Source organism: Cupriavidus sp. 8B, assembly GCF_054589115.1.
In genome coordinates, this window is sequence record NZ_BAAILO010000188.1 from 1 (window position 1) to 2,909 (window position 2,909).

The following is a 2,909-nucleotide window of genomic DNA, read 5'->3' on the forward strand; positions in this document are numbered from 1 at the left end:
TGCGCTCCTCAGGCTGAAGTTGTTGGTACGAAGTTCTGCTTTGCATCTGAGCACCTTACCCGAAGCAAGGTGTTGCACTTCAGATTTGAGGCCGCCACGCTTAATCATGGCCTACTGCCCTCCTAACCCACCGGGTCGATCGGGCGATTGATGCAGGGGCATCGTCTCGCGCGAGGACCGCGCGGGCCGAAAGAAAGCGGCTGCGGCCGCCTTTCACGTTGTGGGATACCCTAAGGAGAAACTTCATCCTTTCGTACTCTTTTCGTCGCAGCACAACTCGACTAAATTGGATGCGGTTCAGGCTGCTCGCCGAGTATTAACGTTGGACGATTCTCGTTAATCCGGCCGGCATATGACGCGTTTTTCACGGGGGTTTTCAATGGCGCGACTAGAGACGTTTCCCGCCGCTGAGCGCGATGCATTCGCCAGCGCATGCCGGCGCCACGGCTTTATTGCGGCCGACTTCTGCGTATGCGACTGCGCGGATGACGGCACCCTCGGGATTCGCCTGGTCAGCGTACGTCGCACCAAAGTTGACGCATCGATGCTGTATGCCGCCAACGTTCGCGAGCCCTGGCCTGCAGGGTTCGAGCTCGACTTGATGACGGGAATGTTTCGGACTGCAGCGGACTGAGGGCGACCGCAGGCAGCGAGCGGAAAACAAAAGTTAGAATCGAACTGCCTATTCGTCTGGCAGAGTGTACTGATGACTCATCTCGCCCATCCCGTGTCTGACCCGACGAAATTTGCACCAGATCGCCCTCACGTCGGCGGTCTTTTTTTTTGGATAGGGCTTCTTCATCATCGCACGCTTAGCGCCTTCCCGCCGTGGCGCGCAGCCTCTTTTATCGCAGGATCAGTTCGGACTTGCGGAATTCGGGCCAGGCCACAGGAGTAAGGCATCTCCCAACGCACTTTCATTGTCAGCTGCTCTCATCCACTTTCATTCTTCAGGGTAGCGGCTGCATTAGAGAAGGTCTGAGACGCGCATCGGCGCACTAATCCATCTGGCTAATGGCTCGGTACGTGATCGCGAGTATGATTTTTTCCAGGGACTGATCCACCGCGATACACACAGCAACGCGGTGAGGGGGAAGGTCTCGACCGATACACAAGACTTTACGGCGTCAAGACACGTGCGGCCTGTCCGGATATCACGGTGTTTTGGCAGGGTAAGCGCGGTTCCCATTCGAGGAGACACGATGCATTGGATCGCGACTTTCAATGCCGGCCATGACCTCGCGAAGGGCGCCCATTGCATACCCGGGAATATATCGGAAACCGATTCCGGACCCGGCCGGACAATCATCCTGTTTCGGATTGTGGTCAACGGGCGCGGCACCTATTACGGTTTTTTCCAGCACGCCTGCGATGCCATTGCAGATGCGCTGGACCACGGCGCGTTCAGCGTCGCGGTGGTCAGGGCCTAGGCAGGCGCGGCGGCATGCGAGCCGCCTACCCGCGCGACAGACTGCGCAACCTTGAATTCCTGCATTGGCGCTGCCGCGCGGGGATGGTGCCGCCTGTTACAAGGCAATCTGCCTCAGGTCCCGGCATCGTCCCGGTCGCCAGCGTCTGGCAAAACGCGGTCAGTTCGTCGTCGCTCGTGCGCAGCAGTTCCGAGATCGCACGCTTGAAGGCTTCCGGCGATCGGGCGATGGCATGGCCGTGCTCCCCGAGCAAGCCGCGCATCTGATTGATCAGCGCGGTACGGTGGCGCAGAGGGATGGCACGCATGCGGTGCGCCGCCTGGATATCCTGCTGCTGGACCGATTTGACCGTGACGAAGCGCATGGCCGGCCTACTCGCGGCTTCGACGATTGCCTCCGCATCATTGCGGTCGTTCTTGTTCGTCTTGACGAACGGTGCGACATACTGCGGGCTGATCAGACGCACCTCGATGCCCGGCAAGGTGCAGTTTGAACTCCATTGTGCAGTCGCATCTCGTCAACAACTCGATGAGAATCATGGCCCGACTCTGATTTCTTCGCATTGCTTGGCGAGCTGGATGATCGGCCAGAAGCAACGGGGAGCCTGTTCAAAAGACAACTAGCACGTGTCAGAAGCAATACCTATCCTGTTATATGCAGGTGCATTGGGCGATTGGACCCGAGTTCAGCTGCACGACCGGCACGGCGAAGGGACAGGGGGAGAGCATGGATTACTACGTCTTTAAGTCGCCTCAAGATAACCATGCGGCGGTTGCGCGAATGGGTGAGGGCGGCACTGCAGGCTGGCCCGCTATTTATGGCCCAGCTACCTTTCAGCAATGTTGGGACTGGATTCGCGCAAACTGTGCTGGCGGTCCCACCTACATATGTCCATAGCGAGCGAGGCGCCTGATTGCGATCTGGATACAGGAGATTGGGCCGTCCGTTAATGCATCTTTTGTTCGCGTGGGTCACCGAATCATGCGACGATTGCCGAGGCGGTAATCGGACAATTCCGAGCACCTCGGCGACCTTCTTGCATAACGCTGATTGCTTCAGAAACGATCTGGGATCGAACCTTCGATGAGGTGAATGAATCCGCTCCTCAATCGTGCTCGGGTGCTACAGAAGGTCCGTGAGCAGCGTCTGGTAAGACGCGGAAGTCCTGCTGCTCGACCGATCCGCCGCTTGTCGCCCTTGGCAAAGCTGCGCTTGCCGTCGGCGTCGACGTTGATCACCCGCAGCGGCAAGAAATCCAAATCGATCTGGCCCATGAGTTGTGTCCACTAAAAACAGTGGACACAATCCTGCGCCGTCTGGGCTTCCGACGCTATGTGTGGAAAATTTCGCGCTTACGAAAAATCAACAAGTTACGCATGAGTTCCCGCGTCGCTGCTGGGCTTGCGAACCGTCGCATGTCGAGTAGCGCAAGGGAATCGCACCCTCACGCCCTCACAGATCCGGACATGAACCTCTCGA

Annotated in this window: 3 protein-coding genes and 1 pseudogene; 2 read left to right on the forward strand and 2 right to left on the reverse strand. The window is 58.1% G+C overall.

Annotated elements, in window-relative coordinates; genetic code table 11:
• Positions 1–352: 352 nt before the first annotated feature.
• Both ACYP5B_RS18820 and ACYP5B_RS18825 read left to right on the forward strand, forming a co-directional pair.
• Positions 353–634, forward strand: a complete 282-nt coding sequence (locus ACYP5B_RS18820) for a hypothetical protein (RefSeq protein ID WP_459570709.1) — start codon at positions 353–355, stop codon at positions 632–634.
• A 568-nt stretch (positions 635–1,202) separates the two neighbouring features.
• The gene (locus ACYP5B_RS18825) at positions 1,203–1,430 is read left to right on the forward strand and encodes a hypothetical protein (protein WP_459570710.1); all 228 of its coding nucleotides are present in this window, start codon (positions 1,203–1,205) and stop codon (positions 1,428–1,430) included.
• A gap of 139 nt (positions 1,431–1,569) precedes the next feature.
• Here ACYP5B_RS18825 and ACYP5B_RS18830 read toward each other — a convergent pair.
• A pseudogene (locus tag ACYP5B_RS18830) lies at positions 1,570–1,929 on the reverse strand (IS110 family transposase); the annotation flags it as partial.
• Between the two features lie 556 nt (positions 1,930–2,485).
• Positions 2,486–2,704 (reverse strand): hypothetical protein, encoded by a 219-nt coding sequence (locus ACYP5B_RS18835; RefSeq protein WP_459570711.1) that lies wholly within the window; start codon positions 2,702–2,704, stop codon positions 2,486–2,488.
• Between the last annotated feature and the right edge of the window lie 205 nt (positions 2,705–2,909).